The following is a 25,846-nucleotide window of genomic DNA, read 5'->3' as shown; positions in this document are numbered from 1 at the left end:
TATGAGTGAAAAACAAGAACACGCATCTGCGTACTGGAAAGAAAACCTTAAATATTTAATCATTTTACTTACCATTTGGTTTGTAGTATCCTTTGGTTGCGGCATATTATTTAGAGAGGCTTTAAATGAAATTAGACTAGGAGGCTTTAAACTAGGTTTCTGGTTTGCACAGCAAGGGTCTATTTATGTATTCGTAATTCTCATTTTCGTTTACGTAAGATTAATGAATAAACTAGATAAAAAATACGGTTTTGACGAGTAGTCTTAACTAATAACTTAATTGTTTGTTTTAAATTTTTTTAAACGTGAATTCCAAAATTATTATTTGGTAGAGCAATCGTTTTAATAGCATTTTAAAATTTAATTCAAACCTAAAAAAATAAAAATATTATGAGTGTACAAACTTGGACCTGGTTATTAGTAGGAATTACTTTTGCCTTATATTTTGGAATCGCAATTTGGGCTAGAGCTGGCTCAACTAAAGAATTTTATGTTGCTGGTGGAGGGGTTTCTCCTTTAGCTAATGGTATGGCAACAGCAGCCGATTGGATGAGTGCTGCCTCCTTTATTAGTATGGCAGGAATTATATCCTTTGCAGGTTATGATGGTTCTGTGTATTTGATGGGTTGGACAGGCGGATACGTGCTTCTGGCATTACTACTAGCACCTTATTTGCGTAAGTTTGGTAAATTTACTGTACCAGATTTTATTGGAGATAGATATTACTCTAATACTGCTAGAACAGTTGCCGTAATTTGTGCTTTAATTGTATCCTTTACCTACGTTGCAGGCCAAATGCGTGGTGTAGGTATTGTGTTTTCGCAATTCTTACAAGTAGATATTAATTTAGGGGTAATTATAGGAATGACTGTAGTGCTAACTTTTGCATTATTAGGTGGTATGAAAGGAATTACATATACGCAAGTAGCACAATACTGTGTGTTAATCTTTGCCTTTATGGTTCCTGCGTTTTTTATCTCTATGCAAATGACAGGAAATATTATACCGCAAATAGGAATGGGAGGTACCCTTGAAGGTGGTGAGTTTTTATTAGATAAATTAGATAAACTACATACAGAACTCGGTTTTAACGAATATACTAGCGGAACAAAATCTACTTGGGATGTTTTTGCAATTACTTTAGCTTTAATGACAGGAACAGCAGGATTACCTCACGTAATTGTGCGTTTCTTTACAGTGCCTAAAGTAAAAGATGCACGTAAATCTGCTGGATACGCATTATTTTTAATTGCTATTTTATATACTACAGCACCAGCAATTGCAGTATTTTCTAGAACAAACTTAATTGAAACAGTAAGTAATAAAGAATATACAGAAATTCCAGAATGGTTTAAAAACTGGGAAAACACAGGTTTAATTGCTTGGGCAGATAAAAATGGTGACGGTAAAATTCAATACGTAGCAGGAGCCGCTTTATCTAGTAAAAAACCAGATTATACAGATGCAAGAGGAGCTCATGGAGAGCGTATGATTACTAATGCTAGTGCTGCAGAAAATGAATTGTATGTAGATAGAGATATTATGGTATTGGCAAATCCGGAAATTGCAAATCTTCCTAATTGGGTGATTGCATTAGTCGCAGCTGGTGGTTTAGCAGCAGCATTGTCTACAGCAGCTGGATTGTTATTGGTAATTTCAACTTCTATTTCTCATGATTTAATTAAAAAACAATTAAAACCAAATATTTCGGATAAAGGAGAGTTAACAGCAGCAAGAATTTCCATTTTTGTTGCCATCTTAATTGCAGGTTATTTTGGTATTAATCCACCAGGATTTGTAGCAGCAGTCGTCGCATTGGCCTTTGGTCTTGCAGCAGCATCTTTTTTTCCTGCTATTATTTTAGGAATTTTTGATAAGCGTATGAACAGTCAAGGTGCTATCTCAGGAATGGTAGTAGGTATCGTATTAATGCTGTTTTATATGATGAAATTTAAACTCAACATGTTTGGTGGTGGTACAAGTGCAGATTGGTGGTTTGGTACTTCTCCAGAAGGATTTGGTACTGTAGCAATGTGTGTAAATATTGTGATTTCGGTTGTTGTTTCAAGAATGACTCCAGCACCACCTCAAAATGTGCAAGATATGGTAGAAAGTATAAGAATACCTTCAGGAGCAGGTGAAGCTTCAGAGCATTAAAAAATTGTTTGTCAACATTTTATAGTCTCTTAATTTTAGTTTACTTAGTTAGCAAATCAGCATTACTATTTTGTAGTGCTGATTTCTTATATTAGTAAAATATTATTGTTTTACTTCTCTATTAAGTAATGGGTGTAAAAGCACTCTTCTTTTTTTTTGAAGGGAAAGCAATATTTAACTTTATTAAATTAATTAAAGGAGCAAAACCAAGCAAATGAAAAAACGTCACGAACAAAAACTTGTGGTATTATCTATCGCTTTATTTTTAATTTTTAATATACCATTTATTCTAATTTTTAATTTGGAAGGCGCTATTTTTGGTATACCAACGCTCTATTTTTCTATATTTTCTGTTTGGCTGGTATCTATTATAATTTCTTATATCGTATTAAAACGTCATTATGAATAATTACGCTTTAATCTCCATTATTGTAATTTATTTGGCAGTGCTATTTTACATTGCTTTTCTTGCTGAAAAAAAACGACAAAGCAAATGGGTAAATAATCCGTATGTGTACACCTTGTCTTTAGCAGTATATTGTTCTGCATGGACCTATTATGGTAGTGTTGGTATAGCTGCAAATTCAGGTATTAACTTTTTGCCTATTTATTTAGGTCCTGTAATTGCTGTGCCTTTATGGATTGTAGTACTCAGAAAAATTATTAGAATTTCTAAACAACATAAAATTTCATCTATAGCAGATTTTATTTCCCTTCGTTACGGAAACAATAGGTTTTTAGGAGCATTAGTAACTATTGTTTGTCTTTTTGGTACGTTACCATACATTTCTTTACAGCTAAAAGCAGTTTCTGAAACTTTTGAAATCATGTCTGATGATACCAGTTATATTTCTACAGCAGTAATAGACGATTCTACATTTTATGTAGCCTTGTTGTTAGCTGTTTTTGCTACTTTTTTTGGTACGCAAAATACAGATGCTTCAGAAAAACACAAAGGAATCATTGCCACTGTAGCTTTTGAGTCTGTTTTAAAATTAGTATTCTTTTTAATTATTGGTGTGTATGTAACTTATTATTTGTTTGATGGTACAACAGATATTTATGATCAAATTTCTATATCTCAAAATTTTAAACAACTCACTACGCTAAACGGAGTAGAAGACGGACTTAATTGGTTGTTTTTAATTTCTTTATCCTTTATGGCTGTTTTTTTATTGCCAAGACAATTTCAAGTTTCGGTATTAGAAAATAATAGAGAAAAGCATTTAAAAAAAGCCATTTGGTTGTTTCCGTTATACTTATTACTGTTTAATTTGTTTGTTATTTTTATTGCTTGGGCAGGTAAACTCACCTTTGGTAGCACTAAAAATGCCGAATACTATTCTTTGTTATTGCCATTAGAAAACAATAATTCTTTTTTAGCAACATTGGTGTTTTTAGGTGGCTTTTCAGCAGTTATCTCTATGGTTATTGTTTCTACATTAGCCTTGTCTACTATGGTAAGTAATAACTTAATTATACCTTATGGTTTTCTTGATAAATTCATAAAAAACCAACCCGAACGCAATTCTAAGTACATAAAAAACATACGTCGTATTTCTATTTTTACTATTATAATTACTGCGTATTTCTTTTATGTGTTGTTTTCTAAAGAGTTGTCGTTATATTCTATAGGATTAATATCTTTTGTTATTATAGCGCAATTAGCACCTTCTTTTTTTCTTGGTTTGTATTGGAATCGTGGTTCGTCAAAAGCAGCTATTATAGGTGTTCTCGTTGGTTTTTGTATTGCTGTTTATACCTTGATTTTACCTTTTACTTTACGTGTATATACAGGAACAGATGATTTTACTCAATTTGGTTTATTTAATGTTACTAATTTAAAACCTTATGCGCTTTTTGGTATCGATTTTTTAAGTCCGCCAGCACATGCTTTTTTCTGGAGTATGACTTTTAATATAATGACCTATATGGTGGTTTCCTTACTGGCAAAAGGAAATTATAGAGAACGTAATTATGCCGAAATGTTTGTAGATAGTAAGAATTTTACAACACTTCAAGATAGTGCTTTGGTGTGGAAAGGAGAGGCTTATGTTGCAGATATTAAAAATGTATTGATTCGTTTTTTAGGAGAAAAAAGAGCAACACGAGCTTTGGGTATTTTCTTCACAAAATATAAACTACCAAAAGACACACAGTTAGCAGATGCGCGTTTAATTAATTTTTCTGAAAAGCTGTTAACAGGTAGTATAGGCTCAGCTTCTGCTAAAATACTTATTGCTAGTGTGGTAAAAGAAGAGCGTGTTAGTTTAGTAGAAGTTTTAAAAATTTTAGAAGAATCTAAAGAGAATATTGTTAGTAATAAGGTGCTGCTAGAAAAATCGAATGAGCTTACTCAACTTTCGTCTAAACTTAAAGAGGCCAATGAAGAATTAATAAGTAAAGACAAACAAAAAGATGAATTTTTAGATACAGTAGCTCATGAACTTAAAACGCCAATTACAGGTATTCGTGCAGCAACAGAGTTATTGATGGATGAAGAAGATGATATGCCAAAAGAAATAAAGGCACAGTTTTTAAAAAACATTCTTCAAGATTCTGATCGTTTAGGAAGATTAATTCATAATATTCTAGATTTTGAAAAACTAGAAACAGGACGTTTAAATTTAGACTTAGAATACCACGATATTCAAAAAACCATTGTAAAAGCAATTAGTAGTATTGCGCAAATTGCAGCCAAAAAAGAAGTGCAAATTATAAATAAAAATACACATAGTTTTAAAACTAATTATGATGAAGATAGAATTCTTCAGGTATTAACCAACTTATTGTCTAATGCGATTAAGTTTTGTGAAAGCAAAAAAGGAAAGATTATAGTAGATTATAAATTAGGAAATGAAAGAATTGAAATCTCTGTAACAGATAATGGTAAAGGAATTCCTGAAGAAGATTTTGATTATATTTTCGATAAATTTTACCAGTCTAAACACCAAAATACCAGAAAACCAGAAGGTAGTGGTTTAGGTTTAGCAATAACCAAACAAATAATAGAAAAACACCAAGGAAAAATTTGGGCTACAAAAGGCGTAAAAAAAGGAGCAATACTTGTTTTTACCATACCTTTTAAGTAAATTGTTCCCTCAAAGTATGAAGAAGAAAATTTTAATTGTAGACGACGAGCCAAATATTGTCATGTCGTTAGAATACACCTTTAAAAAACAAGATTTTGAAGTGTTTATTGCAAGAGATGGAAGTGAAGCTTTAGAAATTTTAAAACATCATATACCAGACGTAGTTTTGTTAGATATTATGATGCCTAATGTAGATGGTTACCAAACCTTGACACAAATAAAAAAAACAGATAGTTTAAAAAATACTAAAGTCGTATTTTTAACTGCTAAAAATAAAGCTTCAGATATAGAAAAGGGTTTAAAACTAGGAGCAGATAAGTATTTAAACAAACCTTTTTCAGTTAAAAAAATAGTTTCAGAAATACTGGAACTCATAGCTTAGAAATAGTTTTTTAAGTTTTTTTAAAATTGGTTTTGTGTGCAAACAAACTAAGTTTAATTAAAGTTTAAAGACATGAAATTTCGCATCAACCCATTAATGTCAGATATTATTATTAGTATCTATATTATTGGTACCCTTTTTTTAAGGTTTAAATTCGAAAACAAAACCAACGTTAGCCCTTTGCTATCTATAGTCATGGGAGTTTGTTTTGTAATTATTATTTGGGCGCTTATCAAGCTAAAAGTGCTTAATCCCAATTGGTTTGGCTTATTTAATTATAAAAAAGCATAGCCATGAAATATCAAAATTTTTATCAAGAAAGTATTGCACACCCAGAACAATTCTGGAGTGAACAAGCAAAGCAATTAGATTGGTTTAAAGTACCAAAAAACATCTTGTCTAAAGATGCCTTTAATTATAACCAATGGTTTGAAGATGGAGAACTTAATCTAAGTTATTTGTGTATAGACAAACATATTAACGACGGTTTTGGAGCTCAAAATGCTATTATTTATGATTCGCCAGTAACCAACACAAAACAACACATAACTTTTAATCAATTACACCACGAGGTTTCTAAACTTGCTGGTGGATTACAAGGTTTAGGTTTACAAAAAGGAGATACCTGTATTATTTATATGCCAATGATTCCGCAAGCATTATATGCAATGTTAGCCTGTGCTAGAATAGGTGTAATACACTCGGTTGTGTTTGGTGGTTTTGCACCACATGAATTGGCTATTCGTATAGATGATTCTAAACCAAAAGTAATTATTACAGCATCTAACGGAGTAGAAATTGAACGTATTATTCCATACAAACCTTTTGTAGATGAAGCGATTGAAAAAGCTAAAAATAAACCAGAACGTGTTGTAGTTTTTGATAGACAATTAGGTGTAGAAATACCTAATAAAAGCTACGATATAAATTATACCACTTTAGTAGCAGAATCTCCTTCTGTAGCACCTGTTTCTGTTAAATCGACACATCCTTCCTATATACTGTATACTTCAGGAACAACAGGAACACCAAAAGGAATAATTAGAGATACAGGAGGTTATGCAACTGCTTTAAAATTTTCAATGAAATATATCTATGGCGTAAATGAAGGCGAAACTTTTTGGGCTGCAAGTGATGTTGGTTGGGTTGTAGGACATAGCTTTATTGCTTACGGACCTTTATTAAACAGAAATACTTCCGTATTATTTGAAGGAAAACCTATTCGTACTCCAGATGCATCTACGTTTTGGCGAGTAATAAGTGAACATAATGTAAAAGCAATGTTTACTGCACCAACTGCAATTAGAGCCATAAAAAAAGAAGATCCTGAAGGTGAATTTATTAAAAGATATGATTTATCGTGTTTAAAATATCAGTTTTTGGCTGGTGAGCGTTGTGATGTAGCAACATTAACCTGGGCAGAAGAGCAGTTAGGTATTCCTGTAATAGACCATTGGTGGCAAACCGAAAGTGGTTGGCCTATGTTAGCCAATATGGTTGGTGTAGATTTACAAGAAATAAGACCAGGTTCTGCAGGTTCTCCTGTTTGTGGTTATGATATTCAAATTTTAGATGAAGATGGTGAGCAAGTAGAGTCAAGTGTAGAAGGTTATGTTGCTGTAAAACTACCATTACCACCAGGAACATTAAGTAACCTTTGGGGAAATCCAGAACGTTTTAAGTCTGGATACTTAGATCGTTTTCCGGGATATTATTTTTCGGGAGATGGTGGCTATAAAGACGAAGACAATTATGTGTTTATTACTGGTCGTGTTGATGATATTATTAATGTTGCAGGACACCGTTTATCTACAGCAGAAATGGAAGAAATTGTAGCCTCACATAGTGATGTTGCAGAATGTGCTGTTTTTGGAGTGCATTGCGAACTTAAAGGACAAAAACCATTGGGTTTAGTCGTTTTAAAATCTAATGAAACTCCAGGAAAACAACAAACCATTCAAAAAGAAATTATTCAAGATGTACGTAAAGAAATTGGTGCTGTAGCATCTTTTAGAGATGTGTTAGTGGTTAACAGATTACCCAAAACGCGAAGCGGAAAAATTCTTCGTAAATTATTACGAAACATTGCAGATGAACAACAATATAATATACCTTCTACTATTGATGATGTATCAATAATAGAAGAAATTAAAACCGTTTATCAAACCCATAAAATTGGAATTCATAACTAAGTGCTTGCTATCCTGCTTTTAAAAATAACAATAAACCATCATTGCAATTGGTAATTTTATAAGTAGAAGCAACTGGTATTGAAATCTAAAGAATTAATGTAAAATATAATTAATGTAAGGTCAAGCACAGTCTAGACCTATTTAATAAAAACCTTAAACAATCAAATTATGAGTAATTATCACATAAAACACCTAGAAGAGTACTACCAAGTCTATAGAAAATCCGTTAGGAATCCTGAGAATTTCTGGGAAGAAATAGCCGAAGAGCATTTTTTATGGCGAAAAAAATGGGATAATGTTTTAGAATGGGATTTTTCTAAACCAGAAGTAAAATGGTTTGAAGGAGCGCAATTAAATATTACCGAAAACTGTATAGACAGACATTTAGCCACTCGTGGTGATAAAACAGCAATCTTATTTGAGCCTAATGACCCAAATGAAGGAGCAGAGCATATTACGTATAGACAATTATACCATAGAGTTAATCAATTTGCTAATGTATTAAAAGAGCAAGGTGTAAAAAAAGGAGACAGAGTGTGTATTTATGTGCCTATGATTCCTGAATTGGCTATTTCGGTTTTAGCTTGTGCTAGAATAGGAGCAATTCACTCTGTAGTTTTTGCAGGTTTTTCGGCAACAGCATTAGCCACAAGAATTAATGATAGTGATTGTAAAATTGTAATTACTGCAGATGGTTCGTATCGAGGTTCCAAAACTATCGATTTAAAAGGTATTGTAGATGAAGCTTTAGAGAGTTGTGATGGTGTAAATACGGTTTTAGTAGCAAAACGAATTCATTCCGATATTCAAATGAAAGAAGGTAGAGATAAATGGTTACAACCTTTATTAGACGCTGCTTCAGACCAATGTAAAGCAGAAATAATGCAAGCCGAAGATCCGTTATTTATATTATATACTTCAGGATCTACTGGTAAACCAAAAGGAATGGTACATACTACAGCTGGTTATATGGTGTATACTGCATACTCCTTTAAAAATGCCTTTCAATATAGAGAAAATGATGTGTATTGGTGTACTGCAGATATAGGATGGATTACTGGGCATTCTTACATTGTATATGGTCCATTATGTAATGGTGCAACCACAGTGCTTTTTGAAGGAGTACCTAGCTATCCAGATTTTGGACGTTTTTGGAATATTGTAGAAAAACATAAAGTAAATCAGTTTTATACAGCACCAACAGCTATTCGTGCCTTAGCAAAACAAGGAGTAGAGTTAGTAGAAAAATACGATTTATCTTCTCTAAAAGTTTTAGGTAGTGTAGGAGAACCCATTAATGAAGAAGCTTGGCATTGGTATAATGACAATGTAGGAAAAGGAAAAAGTCCAATTATAGATTCTTGGTGGCAAACCGAAACAGGAGGTATTATGATAACACCAATTCCGTATGTAACACCAACAAAACCAACCTATGCAACTTTACCTTTTATAGGTATACAGCCTTGTTTAATGGATGAAAATGGCGAAGAATTAAAAGGAAATCAAGTAGAAGGTCGATTATGTGTTAAATTCCCTTGGCCAAGTATTGCTAGAACCATTTGGGGAAATCACCAACGCTATAAAGACACCTATTTTTCAAGTTTTGAAAATAAATATTTTACAGGAGATGGTGCTTTACGTGATGAGGTTGGCTATTACAGAATAACAGGTAGAGTAGATGATGTTATTATTGTTTCGGGTCATAATTTAGGTACAGCACCAATTGAAGATGCTATTAATGAGCATCAAGCAATTTCTGAAAGTGCCATTGTAGGTTTTCCTCATGATGTAAAAGGAAGTGCACTTTATGGTTATATTACTTTAAAAGACGCTGGAGAATATAGAAACCAGGATAACCTAAGAAAAGAGATTAATCAATTAATTTCAGATAAAATTGGTCCTATTGCTAAACTAGATAAAATTCAGTTTACAGAAGGTTTACCAAAAACACGAAGCGGAAAAATTATGCGTCGTATTTTACGTAAAATAGCAGAAAAAGATACAAGTAATTTAGGAGATATTAGTACTTTATTAAATCCAGAATGTGTGCAGGATATTATTGATAACGCATTATAATACATCTCCTTTATTACTGTTTTATTACATAAATAACGTAAAAAAGTATTGCCCTCTTTCCTTTTTTGATGAAAGAGGGTTTGTACTTTTAAAAAACAAACCAATTTTTTCTTAAAAAAAGCAGTAATAAATTCTTTTCCTTATCACAAGAAGGAGATTTTTTTACACACATTTTTTGTTCAGAAATACGTATTATAATACTGTATTTATAACAAAATTATTACAACTATAAAATTAAATTCCTTTCTTTGCTTTACACAAAAAAAGGAATGGATTTTAGAGAGTATATTGAAAAAACAGTGCCTGTTTCTGATGCAGATTGGCAATTGTTTTCTTCAAAATTAGAAAAGAGAGTTATTAAAAAAAAGAGCAAATTGTTAGATGTTGGCGAAACAGAAAACTATATATCTTTTATAGAAAAAGGAATTGCACGTTTTTTAATACCTAAAGAAGATAAAGAAAAAGAAATAACCTTTGGTTTTTGTTTTAAAAATGAATTTATAAGTGCTTATGATTCTTTTTTAACAAGAACACCATCACTTTATCAAATAGAAGCTTTAAGTACTTTGACTATTTGGAGTATTTCATATGCAGATTTGCAAGAAGTATATGAAAAAACGGCAATGGGTAATTTAATTGGCAGATTATCTTCAGAACGTTTATTTCTTATAAAATCTAAACGCGAACAATCGCTTTTAAATGAAACTGCAGAAGAGCGTTACTTAAACCTTTTTACAGAAAGACCAAACCTTATTAAAGAAGTTCCTTTAAAATACATAGCATCGTATATTGGTGTTACAGCACAGGCTTTAAGCCGAATAAGAAAACGTATTTCTTAATGTAATTTAGCACGTTTGTTATATATAGTAAACAATACCTTTACGTATTTTATATTATTTATAAAAATAAAAAACCATTTCTTAACCTAGGTTCATTGTAATTATATTGCCTTATTAAGACCTTTGCGTTTTAATAAAAACTATGAGTATATTATTATTTGTTATCATTTTATGGTACACAGGTTTGTTTTTTCAAACTTTCTTTTTACATCGTTACGCAGCTCATCAAACCTTTACCATGTCTAAAACGGCAGAGCGCGTATGCTTTTTTTTAACTTGGGTATTTCAAGGGTCTAATTATTTAAGTGCTTATGGTTATGGGGTAATGCATAGAATGCACCATGCCTATGCAGACACAGAAAAAGATCCGCACTCTCCAAAATACGATGCTAATGTGTTTTCTATGATGTGGCGTACCAAAAACATATATCAAGACATTAACCAAAAACGCATTGCTGTTGCAGATAAGTTTACTAAAAACGTTCCGCAATGGGAGTCTTTTGATAAATTTGCAAGCTCTAGAGCATCCAGATTAGTTTGGGCTGCATTATATACCTTGTTTTTTATTGTATTTGCTACTGCTTGGTGGCATTGGTTATTATTACCTATTGCTTTTTTTATGGCGCCAATACATGGTGTAATTATTAACTGGTTTGCACATATTTATGGCTACAGAAACTTTAAGGTAAGTGATACTTCTAAAAACCTTTTACCATTTGATTTTTTAATGATGGGAGAAGGTTACCATAACAACCATCATTCGCATAGCGGACGCGCAAATTTTGGTGTAAAATGGCATGAAATAGATATTACCTATTGTATTATGGTGGTGCTAGATAAGTTGCGTTTTATTAAATTAAATAAAGCAACTTCTTAAGGCTAATTACCTGGCTTATTTTATAAAGCACTTCAATTTACTTATACATACTACCATAAATCTTTAATCTCTTGTTTTTGTAGCAGGAAAGAGGAATTTAAAAATAATAATTTATTACAAGTCTTACATTTATTTGTGAGACTTTTTTTTGTGTTTTTGTGGAGCTTATGGTGTTACTATTATATTACATCTTAACGTTGTAAAGCACAAACAAAAATTTTAATTCTAGATAGCAAGCAAGGACGTTTTCTTTGTAAGAAAATATTTATGTTTTTTTTGCTAAAAAAAAAGTGTTTTTTTATATTGCCCTCGCTATTAATTAATTATGCCCTAAACTAGTTAAAATAACATTTTAGATAAGAAACATATAATACACACTTATGCGGTTTTATAAGGTTTTAAACGATGGGTTTTGTAGTTATATAAATTAGTTGCCAGTAATTTGAGAAAAATATCACAATATGATAATAGGAATATTCCTCAGACATTATAAGGTTTACAAAGGAGCTAATTACATTCCCTTTGGAACTAAACAAATTGAAAATCTAAATCTTTTTATTGGACAAAATGGAGCTGGAAAAAGTTCAATATTAGAAGCTCTTGATACGTATTTCAATCAGCGAGAGTTTATATTTCATACAACAGAAAAAAAGACAGAAGCATTTGTTGCACCATTATTTTACATTCCTAAAGACGAATTATTAAGAAAATTTTCAAAAAACTCTCAAAAAGCAATTCCAATAATAAGTGAGTTTTTATTTAGCATAAATTACAGTCCATCATCAAACTACAAACAATATGAAAGTTTTTTTAAACAACAAAAAAACTTAGAATCAGATAAGGAAAATAACTACTTATTTTTATTAGCTAATTGGGGACAAACAGAAAGAAATGATGAAGTATTCATCACCTTCAATGTTTCTATTAAGAAAAAACTACAAGAGTTAGAAGATTTTAATGACGAAAGAAAGTATAATAAATTGATTAATTCTCTAAAATCTGATATCTCAAAATATTTCGCATATCAATATATTCCTGTTGAAACATCAATTCAAGACTTCTTACGACTAGAATCAAAAGGAATGCAAGATTTAATGAGTGAAAATGTAAAAAAGAGAATTGAAAAAACCTTAAATGAAAAGCTTCCTATAAAAGCAGGAAGAACTCGAAGTCAAAGTATTTTAGATATTGTCAATACAGATTTAGAAAATTTTGTATCAGAAGTTGAAACTACTATACAAGAAATTGACAATGATTACGACTTTCAAAAAAAATTCAAAGAAAAAACTAAAATTACAGCGAATCATCTAACAGATGTAATGATTGAAACTTTTTTTTCTAAAAGAAAGTTGAAAAAAGGAGAAAAACCTATAAAAAACCTTTCTGCAGGAGAGCGTAAAAAAGCATTAATTGATATTGCTTATGCTTTTTTAACTCAAAATACTATTAGAGATAAGAAATTTATTTTGGCAATTGATGAACCTGAATCCTCATTACATATCTCTATGTGCTATGAACAATTTGACAGGTTAGAAAAATTAGCTAACAACTTTGATACTCAACTGCTTTTAACCTCTCATTGGTACGGAGCTTTACCAATAATTGACAAAGGAAATTTATATCATATAAGTCCATCTGACTCATCCACCGCACCTAATATTTCTGAATTTTCTTTTAGAAATTATTTTGAAGATAATGGTAGTCATCCTAATGATGTTCAATTTAAAAGCTTTTTCGATTTAGCTTCAGCAATTATAAGCTCACTAAGGAATAAAGAAAATAACTGGATGATTGTTGAGAGTGAAGAAGATAAAAATTATATTAACAAGCATATTGACCCAAATATTAATATTAAATATCTTCCTGTTGGTGGATGTGGAGTAGTAAAACTATTGTATAATTACCTATATACACCTATTTCTCATAAGGCAGAAAAAAAAGAATTATTAGGTAGAGTGTTTTGCTTAATTGACACAGATATACAAGGTGTAGGTACTCAAGATATTCCAACTGAATTAAATGGAAATCTACTTAAAATAAGAAGACTTCAAGTAGAAGAAAGTCAAGAAATAACTTTACATAAGTTGGAGACAGACATAAAATATCCAACTGAAATAGAGGAATCAATGATTCCCAAAGCTTTTTATCTAGCTTTAAAGAAAACAATAAACGAAAGTGAAAATGAGGAAATTAAAATGGAATTTTTAAATTTCGGATTTGATGAAGAAGCAAAAAATAGTTATATAAAGGGAGATAACTCTATAATTTACCCAACTAAAATTGAAGAAGGAAAAAAACCAAATCGAATCAAAGATAAAATAGTTGATTTTATCGATTCTAATAAAAAATTAATTTGCAAAAATTATTGTGAATTAAATATTGAACACAAACCAAAATGGATTGAGAAAATAGAGAAATTTTACACAAAATAAAAAACTACTGGCAACACCGTATATAATTTATTGCTGGCTTCTAGCCTACTTACGAAAGTCCTCGCGGACTTTCTTTGTCGGTAATTATTTACTAAATTAGTTGCTTAAACCACGCAACAAACCATATACAAACACGTTATGCCCAATTTTAGAAAATGACACAACACAGGAGAAGAAACAAGAATTTAGGTTTAGCAGAATTAATTGCAATTGCTCTTGGTGGAATGGTTGGAGGTGGAATTTTTACAATACTCGGAATTTCAGTTTCGTTAATTGGAAACCTGACACCATTTGCAATAATTATTGGTGGACTAATTGCAGCATTAGCCGCTTATTCATATGTAAAATTAGGGCTTTATTACAAAGATGAAGGAGCTACATATTCTTTTTTCAAAAAAACCTATTCAAAATCAAATTTTTCTGCTTCTGCAATAGGTTGGTTTATTATTTTCGGTTACATAAGTACATTGGCTTTATATGCTTATACATTTTCATCCTATGCAATTAGTAGTACCAACTTTGCTGATAATATTTGGATAAGAAAAGGTGTCGCAATTGGAGTTATTGCAATTTTTACTTTAATAAACATTTGGAGCGTAAATGGAATGGGAAAAATTGAAGATTTAATGGTTTATACCAAACTTGTAGTTTTAACAATTATCTCAATTGTATTAATGACCCACGGAACAACTGATTTTAATACATTCATTGAGAATATGGCTTCAGATTTAGAGCAATCAAGTGTTTTTTCAATTTTAATAGTTTCTTCATTAACTTTTGTAGCTTTTGAAGGGTTTCAATTAGTAATTAATGCAGTCAACGAAATGACTAATCCAGAAAAAAACATACCAAGAGCAATTTATAGCGCAATTTCTTTAGCTGTCATAATTTATGTAGTCATTGCAATGGGTGCTTTGTTTGCGATACCTACAGAAGAAATCATTAAAAATAAAGAGTTTGCTCTCGCATCAGGTGCAGGAAATGTTTTGGGTTCATTAGGTACAAATCTTGTTATATTTGGTGCAATTTTGGCTACAAGTAGTGCGATTAGTGGAACAGTTTTTGGCTCTTCTCGTCAAATGTCTGTAATAGCTAAAGATGGATATTTTCCTAAAATTTTATCTATCCGAAAAAATAACAGTCCGCAAAATGCAATTATTGCTATGGCAGTAATTTCTTGTCTTTTAATCTCAATTGGCGGATTAGAATTAATTCTTGAGTTTGGGAGTGTTACCTTTCTATTAGTTTCATTATTAATGGCAATTGCAAATTTTAAAATTCGAAAAAAAACGAATTCATCAACTTTTTTGACAATACTATCCATAATCGGATTGAGTATTGGTGGAATATTAATTCTATATTATGAATTGACAAACAATTGGCAACAAATGGCAGCAATAATTATAATTTATATTCTACTCGCATTTGGAGCTTGGAGGTTTTCATCCCATAAAAAAACTTTGGCTAACAACATGTAAAAGTAATTGCTTGTTTTTGACTACTTAGGAATATTCCTGCGAAATATTCTATTCGGTTTGTTTTTGCTAAATTAGTTGCTCAAACACGCAACGGAATCATACACAAAACCGTTGTAAACATTAAAATAATTATGCAAAAAAAAATACTAATCCTATTATTCCTTTTTTGTACTATTCAAATATTTTCTCAAAATTATGAAAGCTACAAAAAGATTGCAGATACAACTATATCATCATCTTATTTAGGATACAATAAAAGCATCTCTGTAATTGTACCAAAAGATTGGCAACAAAATATCGAAAAAAAATATCCTTTAACTATAATATTTGACAGACAGAATAAAAGAAGTAATCAATTTATCATAAACACCATTGATTATTTGACTATTAATGACCAAATGCCAGCTTCAATTATTGTTAGTGTTAACTCTCAACAAATGAAGCGCACAAAAGAGACTCTACATAAAAAAACAAATTCTATAGGTAAGGCTAAAGAGAATGAGCTTTTTATATTTAATGAATTAATTCCATTTATTGATAAAAATTATAAAGCAAGTAAGTTTAGAGTTTTAATTGGACATTCAAGATATGGATATTTAACTACTTATTTATTTGAAAAAAGACTACATCAACTAAATGCTGTCATTTCGTTGAGCCCATTTTTTACTACTCAAAAAAATATGAATCTCACTGACTCAATAATCAAAGTCAATTCATATAAAGGAAAACAAACAAAGTATTATAGATATGGTATAGGAAATGATTTCCCCAAAGAATTTGAGATTATGGAACAATCATTAAAATTAATAGATAATAAATTTATAAATGCAAAAGGAATTCTATTACCAGAGGCTTATCATAATGTAACACCAGGCTTAATAGCACCAATAGCCATTTACGAAGTTTTTGAATATTGGAGTAAACAGGTACACCTGTTTTTTGACATAAGCAATAAAAATATTAATGCATTAGAAATTGCTTCAAAAAATATTGAAAATCATTATGGTGAAAAGTTACGTCCATCAATTGGCATCTTAAATGGGAAAGGTTGGGAATTTTACAATGACAAACAATATCAAAAAGCAATTACGGTTTGGGAAATTCTTTTAACCGAATACCCAAACTATTCTGAAGGATATCTAAATATTATATGGGCTCAAGAAGAACTAAAATTAGACACTAAACAAACTAAAGAAAGGCTGATAAAAAATCTTAATCAATCAGAATTTTATACCAATTCTCAAAAGAAGGAAATTTTAAAAGAAATAGAATAAAACGTTTGCTAACAATGGCTATAGTTTATTGCGACGGAATTTTCTCTCAGAAATCCCTGTGTATTTGCTAGTTTTAGTGTCTAAAACACCCAATATGGTATATAAATTAGCAGCGTAAATTCAATTATAACCTGTAGCCATATTTAAAGGTGAGACAAAAATAAATTAAAGAATAAGTCAAAGGTAAAACACTTATAACAAGAATAATGAAACCATCACATCAACATTATGCCATTGAAGATACCACACGTTCACCACAAGAGTATTGGTTATCTCATTTATTGAGTGGTACCTATAAATTACCAGGATTAGAAGGAAAGCGAGGGGTTTTATTTTCAAATTCCGTTTTAGAAAAATATATTGAAGAGGAAGAAAAACACGATAATTTTGAGTTAACATCAGAAATAAACAGAAGTCTCAGAACATTATCTACTGGTGAACAAAAAAAAGCATTGTTAGCTTATTTACTGCAACAAAACCCAGATTTTATAGTATTAAACAATCCTTACGAAGCGCTAGACAAAGAATCTGTAGCTGTATTAAAACAACAGTTAATTACTTTATCTAAAGAGATGCCTCTCGTGTTTATATTAAACAGACAGGATGATTTATTACCAGTAATTACACATATTATTACCTTTGAAAGAGAGGAGCTCAAAGCATTAGTGCCAATTGAAGATTATAATTTTAAAAGAAGTGAGTTTGTTTTTGATAAAGATATACCAGCGGCAATAACAAAGTACACAAATATTCCAGAAGTGCTCGTAGAGCTTAAAAATGTAAATGTAAATTATGAGAATCGTTCCATTTTAAAAGATATCAGCTGGACCATTAAGAAAAAAGAGTTTTGGCATTTAATTGGCCCTAATGGATCTGGTAAAACGACGTTACTATCTATGATTTATGGTAACAATAGCAAGGCTTATGGCCAAGAGGTATATCTCTTTGGTAAGAAAAAAGGTAGTGGTGAAAGCGTTTGGGATATAAAACAGAAGATTGGATATATTAGCCCTGCTATTTTAGAATTATTTAAAAGAAGCTATACCGTAGAGCAAATGATTGTTTCGGGTTTTTTTGATAGTATTGGCTTATACCAATCACCATCTACGGCACAAATACATACAGCTGCTCAGTGGATAGACGTATTAAATTTAAATCAAGAAAAGAACACCTCTTTTCTTAAATTATCACCAGCTATTCAACGCTTAATATTAATAGCAAGAGCTATGATTAAGCATCCTCCTTTATTAATATTAGATGAACCATTAATTAATGTAGATGATCAAGGTGCAGCACTTATTTCTGCACTAATAAACAAAATAGCAAAAGAAAGTGATACCAGTATTTTGTTTGTATCACATCGTGATGAGCCTAATATACATCCCAATTTTACCTTTGCGCTTCAATCTTCTTCAAAGGGTTCTGTTGGTATACAAAAATAAGATATAGTGAGATTTTGCTTATACCTATGTCAATTCTGTTTTATTTGCTAAATTAGGTGATTAAACAGCGCAATAAACCAAATACAACAACGTAGATTACTAAAAATAGATAAACTCCAACCAAACTTTATAGTGGTATAAATTAAATGTTAAAAGTATGATTAATATAAATGAAGTTTTTTTGACCAGAATGTTACAAGAAATAGGCTATGCTTTTCAACATGGAGTAAATATTAAAACACCAGCTACATATTCATTTCCACCAAAAGGAATTATTAATAATAACGCTAATTTACCTAAAAGCATTCTTGATTTATATAATCAAACTTCTGGAGTTGAGATTATTTGGGAATTGCAGCAAACCGAAGAAAACACCAAACAATTTAAAGAAGATACGTTTCTTAATGAAAAATATTTAAACAACAATTATACTTGGGGAGTTGTACATGAATATTTAAGTGGATTTATAAATATAACAAAGGCCGAAAATTTGTTTAATCCAAATTTTTGCAGAGACCAAGCTTTTTACCATACTTTATCTAATAAAGAAGAAAACCAAGATGATTTCTTTCCTTTTGATATCTGTTGGAGCCTAACGGCTTGTTTAAAAAGGGAAGGAGATGAAATAGTTGATAATATTTGGTTGGTACATACTGATGCAGCTGCTATTTATAATATGGAAATTACCATAGAAGAATATTTAAACCTGGCTTATCAAGCAAAGGGATTTCATTATTGGCAGCTCAGTTACCTCTTTAAAGAGAAGACGGAATATCATGAATTAATAAAACGATTTTTACCAAAAATACTTCCGCATGTAACACTAGATTTAAAAGCTTTTGAAATTGAAAACGTATAAAAACGAACTGCAATAATGTATATAATTTATTGCGAGTTACAGTTTTACTTACTAAAATTCTATCGGAATTTCTATTTGGTTTTATTTGCTAAATAAAGAGCGTAACCATATACAAAACCGTTAAAAAAATAATTTATTACAAGTCTTACATTAATCTGTAAGACTTTTTTTGTGTTTTTGTGGAGCTTATGGTGTTACTATTGTATAACATCTTACCGTTGTAAAGCACAAACAAATATTTTAATTCTTAAAAACAAGAGCGTTCTCTTTGTAAGAAAATATTTATGTTTTTTTATTGTTAAAAAAAAGTATTTTTTTATATTGCTCTCGCTATTAATTAATTATACCCTAAACCAGTTAAAATAACATTTTATATAGAAACATATAATACACACTTATGCGGTTTCATAAGGTTTTAAACGATGGGTTTTGTAGTTATATGAATTAGTTGTGCATAATGCGGAAAATCGTGCAAACCATCAAATTTAGTTCTGAAAAATCCAACGCTCAAACAGCACATTTATTTTTTTGCCAACGCGAAAAGCCAATGCTTAAAAAATAAAAGAGCTGTTTCTGCCGAGGCACGAAAATAGAAACCAATTGAAATTTTTATTACCTTTGCTGTAGAATTTTATGAAAAACAAAACGCAAATATTAATCCTCTTTTTAATATTATTGGTTATTCCAACCAGTACAACATTTGCGTGCGGAAAAACTTCTGACAAAGAAAAAACTGAAAAAACATCTTGCGAAAAACAAGACGACCATTCTGAAAAAAAATCGTGTTGCGATAAGGGAGAAAAAGACGATGATGGTTGTGATGGTGCTTGTGACAACACTTCTTGTCATTGCCCAATTGTCGTAAACATTTCTGTTTCATTCAACGATTTTGAATTTTCTAATTCAAATAATTTCAAACTTTTGGTTAACGAATGGACTTACGTTCAAAACAAACCAAAAGCAGTATATCTTTCCATTTGGCAACCGCCAAAAATAAGCTAAAAACCTTTTTGACAGCCAAAGGTCTGTCTTTTTGAAAACAAGCCTACGGCTTGTATTCTTTAGTTTTTACAACAATTTAAAATTTATAAAATGAAATCAATATCAAAAATATTGGTAGCAATCATTGTATTGTTATCATTCACATCGTGTAATGCACAAACAAAAAATCAAAAAACAGAAACTGTAAAAATCTACGGTAATTGTGGAATGTGCAAAAGCACAATTGAAAAAGCTGGAAATTTGAAAAACCAATCTATTGTAAATTGGGACAAGGAAACCAAAATGGCAACTATTTCATACGACAGTTTGAAAACTTCAAAAGAAAAAATATTAAAACGTATTGCTTTAGCAGGTTATGACAGCGATATTTTTTTAGCACCAAACGACACTTATTCTAATTTAGCAGGTTGTTGCCAATACGAAAGAGCTGAAAAAACAATTGCCAAAATGGACGAAACAAAAATGGAAATGGAAACAAAAGACCATTCTATGCATTCTGACGAAATGACCGAAACGCAAGAGACAAATACACTTTCAGTAGTTTTCGATACTTATTTTTCTGTAAAAGATGCTTTGGTAAAAACAGATGGAAATACAGCATCAGCAAAAGCAACAGAGTTGCTTTCTGCAATTAATAAAGTGAAAATGGAAACTCTAAAAATGGACGTTCATATGGTTTGGATGAAAGTTTTAGAAAACCTAAAAGCAGAAACAACTTCAATTTCAGCTTCAAAAGACACAAAAGAACAAAGAGCATCTTTTATTTCACTTTCTGAATCTATGTATAAATTAATTAAAATTTCAAAACAAGAAACACCAACATATTACCAACATTGTCCAATGGCAAATGATGGAAAAGGTGCAAACTGGTTGAGCAAAGAAAAAGAAGTAAAAAACCCTTATTATGGTTCAATGATGTTGAGTTGTGGTAAAACTGTTGAAACAATAAATTAGTCAAAATGAAAAATATAAAATTAAACTTAACAGCGTTTTTTGGAATGCTGTTAAGTCATTTTGCTTATGCTCAAAATGTTGTCAATTACGATTTAACCATTACAGATACAATCGTAAATTATTCTGGTAAAGAAAAAAGAGCAATTGCTGTAAACGGACAAATTCCGATGCCAACATTGACTTTTACAGAAGGAGATATTGCGGAAATTGTGGTTCATAATAAATTAAAAGAAAGTACTTCTTTACATTGGCACGGACTTTTTCTACCAAACAAAGAAGATGGTGTTCCGTATTTAACGCAAATGCCAATTGAACCTAGCGAAACATTTACCTATCGTTTTCCAATAATTCAAAGCGGAACACATTGGTATCACAGTCATAGTGGTTTACAAGAGCAAATTGGAATGTATGGCTCATTAGTTTTATTAAAGAAAAAAGACGACCCAACGTTTAGAAAAGGAATTGACGATTTACCAGAAGTTCCGATAATTTTGAGCGAATGGACAGATATTAAACCCGAAAATGTACATCGAATGTTGCACAATGCAAACGATTGGTCTGCGATTAAAAAAGGAACAGTTCAAAGTTATTCCGAAGCCATAAAAGCAGGGCATTTCAAAACCAAATTAGGTAATGAAATGAAACGAATGTTAGCAATGGATGTAAGCGATGTTTATTACGACAAGTTTTTAATCAACGGAAAAAACGAAAGTCAATTATCTCAATTTAAAGGTGGAGAAAAAGTGCGTTTACGCATTTCAAATGGTGGAGCTTCGTCCTATTTTTGGCTGAATTATGCAGGTGGAAAAATGACAGTTGTTGCCAATGATGGAAATGATGTTGAACCTTTAGAAGTAGATAGATTAATTATTGGAGTTTCAGAAACTTACGATGTTGTGGTTACAATTCCCAACGAAGATATTGCTTACGAGTTTTTGGCAACACCAGAAGACCGAACAAATTCTGCTTCAATATATTTAGGAAATGGAAAAATTCAGCTTAAAAGCAGAATGCCAAAACTAAAATATTTTGAAGGAATGAAAATGATGAACGATATGATGAATATGGACGGAAGTATGGATGATATGGGAATGGATATGTCGTTACAAAAAATGGATATGAATACTGTTATGTATCCTGAAATTACTGGAAATTCTGAAATGAAAATGGACGACAAAATGGACCATTCCAATCATTCAATGAAAACAAACCAAGATATTGTAACTTTAAATTATGGAATGTTAAAAGCACCACAGCCAACAACATTGCCAAAAGATGCACCAGTAAGAGAAATCCAATTTGAATTGACTGGAAATATGAACCGTTACGTTTGGAGTATGGACAATAAAGTACTTTCAGAAAGTGATAAAATTTTAATCAAGAAAGGTGAAAATGTTAGGATAACACTTTATAACAATTCAATGATGCGACATCCAATGCATCTTCACGGACAAGATTTTAGAGTGTTGAACGGGAAAGAAGAATATGCACCACTTAAAAACGTGTTAGATATAATGCCAATGGAAACCGATACTATTGAGTTTTCAGCAAATGCTGAAGGCGATTGGTTTTTTCATTGCCATATTTTATATCATATGATGGCTGGAATGAATAGAGTATTTTCAACAGGTGACTACGTAAACCCAAATCTACCAGATAAAAAATGGGCTTATAAAAAATTACAAGCAGAAAGTAACAAATTTCATTTTATGATTGAAAATGACTTTGCAACAAACGGAAACGATGGAATGGCAATGTTACAAAATACACGTTGGAGTATTGGAACGGAATGGAGTTTAGGCTATCACGATGGACACGGTTACGAAACCGAAACACACATTGGACGATATATTGGAAAAAACCAATGGTTTATGCCATTTATTGGTTTTGATTGGAGATACAGAAAACAAAATGGCGAAATTGAAAAAAATCTTTTTGGACAAACTAATACAAAAGACCAACGAGCAGTTTTGAGTTTAGGAGCAGAATATACGTTGCCAATGCTTGTAAAATTACAAGGAGAAGTATTTTCTGATGGAAATGTACGCTTTCAATTAATGCGAGAGGATATTCCTTTAACACCAAGATTACGTTGGGCTTTTATGGTAAATACTGACAAGGAATATATGACTGGATTTAAGTATATCACAACTCGAAATATAGCGATTTCAACACATTACGATAGTGATATGGGTATTGGATTTGGAGCAACATTAAACTATTAGCATCTTAATTTCCAACGCTGAAAGCCATACACATTTGCAATTCGCTACAGCCAATGCTACGCCAAAAATTGTAAAAGAGTATGTCTTGCAAACACACACTTCCGAACTGAAATAAAACATCTGAAAACCAAGCAGAAGGTGAAAAGCACTATGCACAACAACGTATATAAAACATAGCTATTACAGGCCTTTCGAGAGGTTTGTGTGTATTTTCGAAGTCCACCAAATTTTTATTTTTGTATATTTAGAAAATTAAAAGATAAATAGAAAAAATAAAAATTTGGCTCGTGCATAATCCGAAAAGTTAGCGTTTATTTAGACGCTACGTTTCATATACAAGACCGTTGTGTGTAATGCGAAAAAAACAAATGAAATTATGAAACAAGTATTTACAATTCTATTTTTCTTTCTATTCTTATTTTCATTTGCGCAAACAAATCCAAATCACGTTTATGTTAGTGGATATTATAGAAGTAATGGTACTTATGTAAAGCCTCATTATCGAACTGCGCCTAACAGTACAAATAGAGATAATTTCTCAACGAGAGGAAATACGAATCCATATACAGGGCAAGCCGGATATATTACACCTGACAATAATACATCTTCAACTTATACACCAAGCACATATTCAACTACCACTACAAGTTATCCTAAAACAACATATAACAATACATCATCGAGTACGTCAAACAGTTCATATAATTCGAGTACCATTTATACTACTACAAGTTCCTATGGTCAACTATGGAGAACACCATCACAATACGACGCAATTCGTCCATTAAAAAAAGGTAGTAGTGTTAAGGTAATTGAATATGACAATGGGTTTTATAAGGTAATATCAAACGGCACAGTTGGATATGTAAATTATATTACAATAAATGAAAATTCTTCAATGAAAAGTCTAAAAAACACAGAAGAAAAATTTTCAGATAATGATGACAACAAAGCAACAGTAAATGAGATATTTGATATAGATGTTTCAAAAATTTATGCTTTACCAAGTAAATACGTTTCTGCAAGAAAAGCCAATTTGAGATTAGGACCGACAACAATAACAAACGTGCTAACTACAATTGAGCGGAACGAAAAAATTCGAATAATTGACAATTCAACTTATAGCTCTTGGACAAAAATTATAGTAGAAGTTGATGATGGATTTTTCATAGGGTTTTTAAGTAATAGTCTAATATCTAATAATAAAATTACCGAAAGCGACCAAAAAGATAGCCCGACCTCTGTTGTTAAGAGTTTTTTAAAACATTTAGGAAATGAAGAATTTTATAATGCATTTTCATTAACTAATAATCCAAGCTGGAATAAAAACGGTGGTTATAAATGGTTTTCGTCAACTGATGCTTATGGTGGAATTGATTATGTTACTATTTATGAAGTAAGACTTGAAAATGCTTTTGATGATCAAGCAGTTGTTTTTGCTGATTATTATGCAAGCGATCCTTTGCACACTTCAAGAAGATGGAAACAAATACTGATTTTAGAATATCAATACGGGAAATGGAAAATAGTGAGAACTAAATTAGCGGAATAGCACTACACACAACACCGTGTAAAATTAATTGCTAGTTCTAGCCTACTTACGAATATTCCTGCGGAATATTCTATTCAGTTTTTATTTGCTAAATTAGTTGCTCATACACGCAACGTATCATATACAAAACCGTTGTAGGTAATATATAGATGAAATATTTAAGCAGAAAAAAAGTCCTTCAAGATCCAATATTTGCATCGTTCATATCTGGCTGGCAAAACACAAGGTATCCTTCTGAAAGTGCTGCAAGAAAGGAAGGTGAATATTATGATGAAAAATCTGACACCGATCGCTTTTATTCGCAGAATGAATTGAACGAAATATTAGATAAAGAAATTAACGAATTTAAAAAAATCACTGACGATATTAAGAAACAAGATTTTGAGATGATATGCAATATTGTGATTGACTCACCTCCCGATGAAGATGAAATTGTATACTTGAGTAAAATATTAACGTTATTTGCCAAAGAAAATAAGATTGAATATACTTTCATTCCTTTGTTTAATTTACCTTGGTTTCATGAAAAAATTGAACGTCACCATCCTTCAACAAAAACTGCTTATTCCAATTTTAAAAAGTTTATCGGAGACTCAAATTATAGTGGTGGAATTTTAGTCTCTGACTATTCTGAATTGGAAAAAATGTTACTCAACTATTTCAATTTGGTTCAATCAAATTATTACGGCAACAACTTTTTCTATTCAGAGACTTTGAAAACAGTTTTTTCATTTCATTATTCTGGACAAATTTGGTTTTATATTTATTCCAAAGAGTCAATGAAAAAAATTGAATCGTTTATAAATCAGAATAATTTGATTCTTAATGATGCATATACTACCTACAACTTCGTGTAAAATTAATTGCTAGTTCTAGCCTACTTACAAAAATCCTATCGGATTTTCTATTCGGTTTGTATTTGCTAAATTTGGTGCTTAAACGTGCCACTAACCACACACAAACATGTCAGGCATAATTAAGCCCTTTCCTGAGGTAAAAGGTAAAAAACTAAA

At 31.0% G+C, this 25,846-nt stretch carries 19 protein-coding genes; all 19 read left to right on the top strand.

Translation table 11 applies throughout. The features are described from left to right. Position 1 precedes the first annotated feature (1 nt). The 19 genes from KO494_RS12715 (at position 2) to KO494_RS12625 (ending at position 25,690) form a co-directional block, all read left to right on the top strand. Positions 2-262 carry a DUF4212 domain-containing protein gene (locus KO494_RS12715; RefSeq protein ID WP_215967993.1) on the top strand — a complete coding sequence of 87 codons (261 nt, stop codon included), beginning with the start codon at positions 2-4 and terminating at the stop codon, positions 260-262. Positions 263-390: 128 nt separating this feature from the next. Then, the gene (locus tag KO494_RS12710) at positions 391-2,157 is read left to right on the top strand and encodes a sodium:solute symporter family protein (RefSeq protein ID WP_215967992.1); all 1,767 of its coding nucleotides are present in this window, start codon (positions 391-393) and stop codon (positions 2,155-2,157) included. 214 nt (positions 2,158-2,371) lie between these two features. Then, positions 2,372-2,566: a hypothetical protein gene (locus KO494_RS12705; RefSeq protein ID WP_215967991.1), complete on the top strand. Its 195-nt coding sequence runs from the start codon at positions 2,372-2,374 to the stop codon at positions 2,564-2,566. Continuing rightward, positions 2,559-5,249 carry a sensor histidine kinase gene (locus KO494_RS12700; protein WP_215967990.1) on the top strand — a complete coding sequence of 897 codons (2,691 nt, stop codon included), beginning with the start codon at positions 2,559-2,561 and terminating at the stop codon, positions 5,247-5,249. Before KO494_RS12705 ends, KO494_RS12700 begins: the two co-directional genes overlap by 8 nt. 16 nt (positions 5,250-5,265) lie before the next feature. Next, positions 5,266-5,631, top strand: coding sequence for a response regulator transcription factor (locus KO494_RS12695; protein ID WP_215967989.1), 366 nt, complete (start codon positions 5,266-5,268; stop codon positions 5,629-5,631). A 293-nt stretch (positions 5,632-5,924) separates the two neighbouring features. Further along, positions 5,925-7,823, top strand: coding sequence for an acetate--CoA ligase (locus KO494_RS12690; RefSeq protein ID WP_215967988.1), 1,899 nt, complete (start codon positions 5,925-5,927; stop codon positions 7,821-7,823). Positions 7,824-7,991: 168 nt separating this feature from the next. After that, a complete protein-coding gene (gene acs, locus KO494_RS12685) occupies positions 7,992-9,899 on the top strand; it encodes an acetate--CoA ligase (RefSeq protein WP_215967987.1) in 1,908 nt (635 codons plus the stop codon). Positions 9,900-10,168: 269 nt separating this feature from the next. After that, entirely contained in the window at positions 10,169-10,738 is a 570-nt protein-coding gene (locus tag KO494_RS12680; RefSeq protein ID WP_215968240.1) for a Crp/Fnr family transcriptional regulator, read from the top strand. Between the two features lie 142 nt (positions 10,739-10,880). Next, complete coding sequence (locus KO494_RS12675; protein ID WP_215967986.1) at positions 10,881-11,615, top strand: acyl-CoA desaturase; 735 nt, start codon at positions 10,881-10,883, stop codon at positions 11,613-11,615. Positions 11,616-12,076: 461 nt separating this feature from the next. Continuing rightward, positions 12,077-14,047 carry an AAA family ATPase gene (locus tag KO494_RS12670; RefSeq protein ID WP_215967985.1) on the top strand — a complete coding sequence of 657 codons (1,971 nt, stop codon included), beginning with the start codon at positions 12,077-12,079 and terminating at the stop codon, positions 14,045-14,047. Between the two features lie 155 nt (positions 14,048-14,202). Then, positions 14,203-15,525, top strand: a complete 1,323-nt coding sequence (locus KO494_RS12665; RefSeq protein WP_215967984.1) for an APC family permease — start codon at positions 14,203-14,205, stop codon at positions 15,523-15,525. Between the two features lie 131 nt (positions 15,526-15,656). Further along, positions 15,657-16,799, top strand: coding sequence for an alpha/beta hydrolase-fold protein (locus KO494_RS12660; protein ID WP_215967983.1), 1,143 nt, complete (start codon positions 15,657-15,659; stop codon positions 16,797-16,799). Positions 16,800-17,005: 206 nt separating this feature from the next. Beyond that, complete coding sequence (locus KO494_RS12655; RefSeq protein ID WP_215967982.1) at positions 17,006-18,241, top strand: ATP-binding cassette domain-containing protein; 1,236 nt, start codon at positions 17,006-17,008, stop codon at positions 18,239-18,241. A 157-nt stretch (positions 18,242-18,398) separates the two neighbouring features. Next, a complete protein-coding gene (locus KO494_RS12650) occupies positions 18,399-19,100 on the top strand; it encodes a hypothetical protein (RefSeq protein ID WP_215967981.1) in 702 nt (233 codons plus the stop codon). A 633-nt stretch (positions 19,101-19,733) separates the two neighbouring features. Next, positions 19,734-20,102 carry a hypothetical protein gene (locus KO494_RS12645; protein WP_215967980.1) on the top strand — a complete coding sequence of 123 codons (369 nt, stop codon included), beginning with the start codon at positions 19,734-19,736 and terminating at the stop codon, positions 20,100-20,102. 90 nt (positions 20,103-20,192) lie between these two features. Further along, a complete protein-coding gene (locus KO494_RS12640; protein ID WP_215967979.1) occupies positions 20,193-21,056 on the top strand; it encodes a DUF3347 domain-containing protein in 864 nt (287 codons plus the stop codon). A 5-nt stretch (positions 21,057-21,061) separates the two neighbouring features. Then, positions 21,062-23,281, top strand: a complete 2,220-nt coding sequence (locus KO494_RS12635; RefSeq protein ID WP_215967978.1) for a multicopper oxidase domain-containing protein — start codon at positions 21,062-21,064, stop codon at positions 23,279-23,281. Between the two features lie 376 nt (positions 23,282-23,657). After that, positions 23,658-24,833, top strand: a complete 1,176-nt coding sequence (locus tag KO494_RS12630) for a hypothetical protein (protein WP_215967977.1) — start codon at positions 23,658-23,660, stop codon at positions 24,831-24,833. Between the two features lie 149 nt (positions 24,834-24,982). After that, positions 24,983-25,690 (top strand): hypothetical protein, encoded by a 708-nt coding sequence (locus KO494_RS12625; RefSeq protein WP_215967976.1) that lies wholly within the window; start codon positions 24,983-24,985, stop codon positions 25,688-25,690. Positions 25,691-25,846 lie beyond the last annotated feature (156 nt).

It is taken from the genome of Lacinutrix sp. C3R15 (genome assembly GCF_018860825.1).
Lineage (GTDB): Bacteria > Bacteroidota > Bacteroidia > Flavobacteriales > Flavobacteriaceae > Oceanihabitans.
This window is presented reverse-complemented; position numbering and strand designations above follow the sequence as displayed.

What these genes read in the sequence shown, in the direction of transcription:
- KO494_RS12715 (WP_215967993.1), top strand. Translation starts at nt 2, where the DNA reads ATGAGTGAAAAACAAGAACACGCATCTGCGTACTGGAAAGAAAACCTT.
- KO494_RS12710 (WP_215967992.1), top strand. Translation starts at nt 391, where the DNA reads ATGAGTGTACAAACTTGGACCTGGTTATTAGTAGGAATTACTTTTGCC.
- KO494_RS12705 (WP_215967991.1), top strand. Translation starts at nt 2,372, where the DNA reads ATGAAAAAACGTCACGAACAAAAACTTGTGGTATTATCTATCGCTTTA.
- KO494_RS12700 (WP_215967990.1), top strand. Translation starts at nt 2,559, where the DNA reads ATGAATAATTACGCTTTAATCTCCATTATTGTAATTTATTTGGCAGTG.
- KO494_RS12695 (WP_215967989.1), top strand. Translation starts at nt 5,266, where the DNA reads ATGAAGAAGAAAATTTTAATTGTAGACGACGAGCCAAATATTGTCATG.
- KO494_RS12690 (WP_215967988.1), top strand. Translation starts at nt 5,925, where the DNA reads ATGAAATATCAAAATTTTTATCAAGAAAGTATTGCACACCCAGAACAA.
- acs (WP_215967987.1), top strand. Translation starts at nt 7,992, where the DNA reads ATGAGTAATTATCACATAAAACACCTAGAAGAGTACTACCAAGTCTAT.
- KO494_RS12680 (WP_215968240.1), top strand. Translation starts at nt 10,169, where the DNA reads ATGGATTTTAGAGAGTATATTGAAAAAACAGTGCCTGTTTCTGATGCA.
- KO494_RS12675 (WP_215967986.1), top strand. Translation starts at nt 10,881, where the DNA reads ATGAGTATATTATTATTTGTTATCATTTTATGGTACACAGGTTTGTTT.
- KO494_RS12670 (WP_215967985.1), top strand. Translation starts at nt 12,077, where the DNA reads ATGATAATAGGAATATTCCTCAGACATTATAAGGTTTACAAAGGAGCT.
- KO494_RS12665 (WP_215967984.1), top strand. Translation starts at nt 14,203, where the DNA reads ATGACACAACACAGGAGAAGAAACAAGAATTTAGGTTTAGCAGAATTA.
- KO494_RS12660 (WP_215967983.1), top strand. Translation starts at nt 15,657, where the DNA reads ATGCAAAAAAAAATACTAATCCTATTATTCCTTTTTTGTACTATTCAA.
- KO494_RS12655 (WP_215967982.1), top strand. Translation starts at nt 17,006, where the DNA reads ATGAAACCATCACATCAACATTATGCCATTGAAGATACCACACGTTCA.
- KO494_RS12650 (WP_215967981.1), top strand. Translation starts at nt 18,399, where the DNA reads ATGATTAATATAAATGAAGTTTTTTTGACCAGAATGTTACAAGAAATA.
- KO494_RS12645 (WP_215967980.1), top strand. Translation starts at nt 19,734, where the DNA reads ATGAAAAACAAAACGCAAATATTAATCCTCTTTTTAATATTATTGGTT.
- KO494_RS12640 (WP_215967979.1), top strand. Translation starts at nt 20,193, where the DNA reads ATGAAATCAATATCAAAAATATTGGTAGCAATCATTGTATTGTTATCA.
- KO494_RS12635 (WP_215967978.1), top strand. Translation starts at nt 21,062, where the DNA reads ATGAAAAATATAAAATTAAACTTAACAGCGTTTTTTGGAATGCTGTTA.
- KO494_RS12630 (WP_215967977.1), top strand. Translation starts at nt 23,658, where the DNA reads ATGAAACAAGTATTTACAATTCTATTTTTCTTTCTATTCTTATTTTCA.
- KO494_RS12625 (WP_215967976.1), top strand. Translation starts at nt 24,983, where the DNA reads ATGAAATATTTAAGCAGAAAAAAAGTCCTTCAAGATCCAATATTTGCA.